The following is a 4,655-nucleotide window of genomic DNA, read 5'->3' on the forward strand; positions in this document are numbered from 1 at the left end:
CTTTTTACCTTGAAGGCGTCCCCTTAAAAGAGTCAGAACAAGCGTAATGAGCAGCATCGCAGGAATCAGAAAGATTTCCGGTCCGAATACCAAGAGACAAAACAGTGAGCTGAGCAGTCCGGTGAGAGCCGGCCATTACCGGCAGTGTTTTTATAAAAGCATTTTTTACAACGCTCAATTTCATGCTCAGACCTAATTCCTTTCTTCTGAAATACAAATTCTGATTTAGCTGCTACCCGATTCATCAATAAACGATTCAACATCGACAACCTTATATCCCTTTTGCTTCAATGCCTGTGCAAATAATCCCATACCGGGAATCAGTTTTCCGCTAAAACTTCCATCATAAATCTGATTCACACCACAGGTAGGACTTCTTGACTGCAGGACAGCAAGCCCTATATCATCATTTTCAATTTTCGATAAGGCAATCTCTGCCGCTTGCATGTATTCTGAATGAACATCATTTCCATTTTCATCCGTAACGACTCCGTTAACAATTTCCGCACATGGTCTGGGCGTTTTCATACCGGCAAGCATCTCCGGGCAAATAGGGATAATCTCATAATTTTTTAACAGATTAATAGCCAACCGGTTTCTATTATTCTTTCCGTTATATTTACAATTTTCGCCCAATATACAGGCACTTACTAATACCTTCACACAAAACATCCTCCGCATTAAATTCAGCCTTAGTGCGCTCCTGACATCCATGTATTATAAGCTCTGACAACAAAATCTTCTTCCAGCATATCATTATATCCCTCAACGTTATTTACAAGTACAGTAGTATAATAATCTAAACAGGAATATTTGTTGTCATCAACTTTATAAAATTCGTCAACTGTCATATAAATTCTTCCATTTTTCCAAAAAATAAGGCAGCTATACTTTTGATCCGGATAATCTCCCCAGGGATACTGATCCTTTCTTTTCTCAACGATATCAACTATATCTGTAGTATTTACTTCAAACCAAGCACTCATATTTTTTTCCTTTGCAAATTAAAATCAGATTAAACTTCCACTATATGAACTGTATTTCCATGCTCCTCGATGAGGTTTTGTAATGCTTTTCCGCTAAGCCACACAGTTGCTGTATTATCATTTGGATGACAGCCTATCAGACCATGGTTTTCAAAAAAGCTTTTATCCAAATAAAATTCAACCTGTTTCTGCTCATCATTTAATAGGCCAAAAGGTGAAACCGCTCCCGAAGTAAGCTTTAAAATATCAAACAACTCCTCTGCGGATGCAAAGCTAAGTGGGCGAAGTCCATGCGTTTTTCTGAAAGCCTTCAAATCAACTCTTTTATCACCCTTCACAGTTATCAGGTAATAATTTTTCTTCTTATCATCACGTACGAAAAGATTTTTTGCATCGGCATCAGGATAAGGAAGTTCACAGCCTTAAAACTATGTGTTTCTGTAATTTTAACACAAATATCATCTAAGGTCACCCTTTACATATATAATATCCTACTTGCAATACTCTTTTATTTTACCGGCATATTCAGTCAAAAGATTCTTTGAATAAATATTTTAATTTTTTGAATTTCTAACTTCTTTCTAAAAGCTCTAATTTATCTTCCTAAAAATCCAACAAGCAAAGCCTGAATTGCCGATACTATCGGAATAATTAAAAAAGGAACTGCTAAAAAATGTTCAATAACCGCCAAGTGTTTCATCCAGTTACTAAATTCATAATCTTCGTGTCCCTCTGTCCCCGGAATTACAATCTTATCCTTATATTTTCCCTGAAACAACAGACAATCTAACAAGAAAAAATCTCCCAGGTTTAATATACTCCACTGAATATATCCCATCCAAAACACGTTCCAAAAGTCAACAATTCCGGTATGCAAAAGACTTACAATCGAATAAACAAAACAAATCCCAACAATGACAACTGTTAATATCCCATTTATCGTCTTCTCTTGTTTTGTCATCTGTTCGGGTGCAGCCTTCTGAATAGCTTTGGGATAAGAATCAAAAAAGAATCTCGGATTAATAAGTGCCACAGCAGCCACTGTCCCGTTAAATATGGCCGCTATAGCAATTCCATCAAGAACAGCTTGAATTATATCCATAAAATCCTCCTAGTAAAATTAGAAGTTGTGGGGCTAAATGTTATCACACAAAGTTGACGCTCCGAATGATAACATTTCAGACTCGCTACGGCATCCGCTTCGCTACGTCTAATGCGCTCGCTTAGAATTTATCATTCGGAGCTGTAATCTTAGAGTTATGCAAACATTAAAATCTTTTCAAAAATTTCTTCTCAACACTCTTTCATATCTTTTATAAGATAATAAGTATCCTTAAACCTAAGATGCCATATTGCTTTATCATCCGTAATTTCCTCATATATATCATCTAAACTATGTGCCGGTGCCAACATCCCCAAAACATAGTCCTCCAGTTCTACCTCTCCTATTTTGTGAAGTTTATCAAGTAAAAACCCCAAATCCTTGTGATTAAACCAACAGTCGGTATCAAGCGCATATTTTGTGTTACACATCTTGCAGGCAATTTTGCTGTTAAAAAAATCCTCCATAGTCGGCTTATCCTTTTGTAACAGTCTTGTGCAGGCAAGGTGATATTCTATCTTTCGAGGACTCACATCAACGTCTGAAACAAAAATTACTCCATATTCATTTTCAAATTTAACCGCAAGCACATCTCCTACCTTAAAATATGGCTCTCTCTTTATTTTTGTTTTTGGAACTTTAAGAGGTTTGGGATTCTCACTTTGTAACTGAACAGCAAGTTTATCAAGCACCTTCTGTCTTTGCTTTTTTGCCTTGCTGTCGATTTCAAGCCAGAACTCATCTGCTCCGTTTTCTATTATCTTAAGAGCTTTATTTTTTATTTCCTCCGGTAAATGCCCTATCTTCCACAAAGAATAAGCAAAGGCTGTCCAATAAATCTCAGTATAAAATCCGTCTGTGCAAAAATTTTTCTCATCATTTAATACATCTTCAATTATCTTGTCTACATTTTCTCCATTTTTATATCTTTCTACTATGCTGTTATAAATATCATAACCGTCATCGCTGTCTATAATCTTTACCCCGTCTATTGCCATAATAGCCTCCTGTTTATTCTTGCACTGTCATCATCTTATTCCTCAAATAATTCCTTTGCTAAATCTTTGCATATTTCTGCCATCTCTAACATATCTTCTTCCGGACACATTTCACTTAAATTATATTCAAGAGGATGAGTATAAAAATCTTCCAATACAGTTTTTATTATATTCTCTTCTTTCTCTGTACTTATAATACTGATAACTACAGGCTTTAAGTCATCTCCAAGCAGTTCATTTACATCTACACTTCCGCTTTTTTTGCATTCCAGTAAAATTGCTGCGAGGTCTGTAATTATGTCAATCGGATAGTAAAATTCAACATCATACTCATTATTTTCATTATCTTTCAATCTTACCGTAATCGGTTCATCATTCTGTCTGAAATTACCGTTTAACTTATCTAAACCTAAATCCGAAAATATTTCCGCAAGAGATATTTTTTCCTGCCTCTTATACATAAGATATGAAGCCAGTGTCAGGCTGTCATCGCTGTCCCCTATATAATTGTTCCAATATTTATCTGCTATGTACATTTGTGTTTCCCCTTTCCAATCTGTTTAATCTTATTAAGATTTTTTAACAGCTTTCAAATATTTCTCATACAATAACAGCAGCTTTTTAGGAAGATGCTGTATATTTTTATCGCAAATTCTGTATAACTCAATTCACTCTTCATCATAAATAGGTGGAAGACTTACATATCTCTCCCCAATCTTTACCCTCGCATAAAGTATTCCATCCTGATAGAAATATCCCTCAAACGGAGGATATTTATCCAAATCTTTTAATACTTCATCAGGAAGACTTCTAAAATTATAATCCCTCAAAGCCCCTGCCCCAATCAGTTTCTTTGTCCTGACTGTCTTAATTTCTTTTTCATATTTCCTATAAAATTCTTCCGGCTCTTTTTCATACATTTCTGTATCTTCCTCATCCAATACATAATATCTGTCATAGCCTGCAACCCAAGAAATATGCACACAGAGCAAATGCTTTTCAATCTCCGGACAATATCCCAACATAAAGAATTTTTCTCTATCAATTTTTTTATTTTCTATGGTTATATTCTGTATTATATTATTCATATTTCTTCTCACATATTTTTCGCAAAATCAAATCTCTGATTTACCTTTTTCCCTAAAGCCGTAAGCTTCTCCAAAGTTTCTCTCCTGCACACAAACATTACATAGCTGTCACTGTCTATATCCATAGCTCCTACACAAAAGCCCTGACTTTTCCATTCTTCATCCAGAATTTCACACCAGGCAGGGATATTCATCCCCCTGTTAAGCCGGTTCTCTTGCAATTCCAGATTATTTTTGTCTGCCAAATTTTTCATCTGAGCTGTAAACTCTTCAAATCCCTCTTTCCAGTCAAGTTCTATAATGTCTCCGCTCTCTGTCAATTCATCAACTATTGCTATCCATACAATCTTATCTTTCTCTTCGTCCACTTCTATATAACGCTCATCATAACTCTCTGCATTTTCATCAAAATACGTATTTGTAGAGTCAAAACATCTTGCCAATTTAGAAATAACTGTCTTATTATCTGTAAGCAGGCTTA

At 35.4% G+C, this 4,655-nt stretch carries 7 protein-coding genes and 1 pseudogene; all 8 read right to left on the reverse strand.

Going from position 1 to position 4,655, the window contains the following annotated elements:
• Positions 1–225: 225 nt before the first annotated feature.
• Positions 226–663, reverse strand: coding sequence for a DUF523 domain-containing protein (locus ACTTG8_RS09640; protein WP_035041475.1), 438 nt, complete (start codon positions 661–663; stop codon positions 226–228).
• A 29-nt stretch (positions 664–692) separates the two neighbouring features.
• On the reverse strand, positions 693–986 hold the full coding sequence (locus ACTTG8_RS09645) for a hypothetical protein (RefSeq protein ID WP_442561900.1): 294 nt from the start codon (positions 984–986) through the stop codon (positions 693–695).
• A 29-nt stretch (positions 987–1,015) separates the two neighbouring features.
• Positions 1,016–1,366: pseudogene (locus ACTTG8_RS09650) on the reverse strand (YbaK/EbsC family protein); the annotation flags it as partial.
• Between the two features lie 215 nt (positions 1,367–1,581).
• Positions 1,582–2,088 (reverse strand): hypothetical protein, encoded by a 507-nt coding sequence (locus ACTTG8_RS09655; protein ID WP_442561901.1) that lies wholly within the window; start codon positions 2,086–2,088, stop codon positions 1,582–1,584.
• Positions 2,089–2,279: 191 nt separating this feature from the next.
• The gene (locus ACTTG8_RS09660; RefSeq protein ID WP_442561902.1) at positions 2,280–3,086 is read right to left on the reverse strand and encodes a hypothetical protein; all 807 of its coding nucleotides are present in this window, start codon (positions 3,084–3,086) and stop codon (positions 2,280–2,282) included.
• Between the two features lie 35 nt (positions 3,087–3,121).
• Positions 3,122–3,622 (reverse strand): imm68 putative immunity domain-containing protein, encoded by a 501-nt coding sequence (locus ACTTG8_RS09665; RefSeq protein WP_442561903.1) that lies wholly within the window; start codon positions 3,620–3,622, stop codon positions 3,122–3,124.
• A 132-nt stretch (positions 3,623–3,754) separates the two neighbouring features.
• Positions 3,755–4,174, reverse strand: a complete 420-nt coding sequence (locus ACTTG8_RS09670; protein ID WP_442561904.1) for a hypothetical protein — start codon at positions 4,172–4,174, stop codon at positions 3,755–3,757.
• An 8-nt stretch (positions 4,175–4,182) separates the two neighbouring features.
• Positions 4,183–4,655, reverse strand: a 473-nt coding sequence (locus ACTTG8_RS09675; protein ID WP_442561905.1) for a DUF6630 family protein, incomplete at its 5' end; no start/stop codon positions are given.

The sequence above is a fragment of the Catonella sp. genome, assembly GCF_052173895.1.
Classification (GTDB): Bacteria; Bacillota; Clostridia; order Lachnospirales; family Lachnospiraceae; genus Catonella.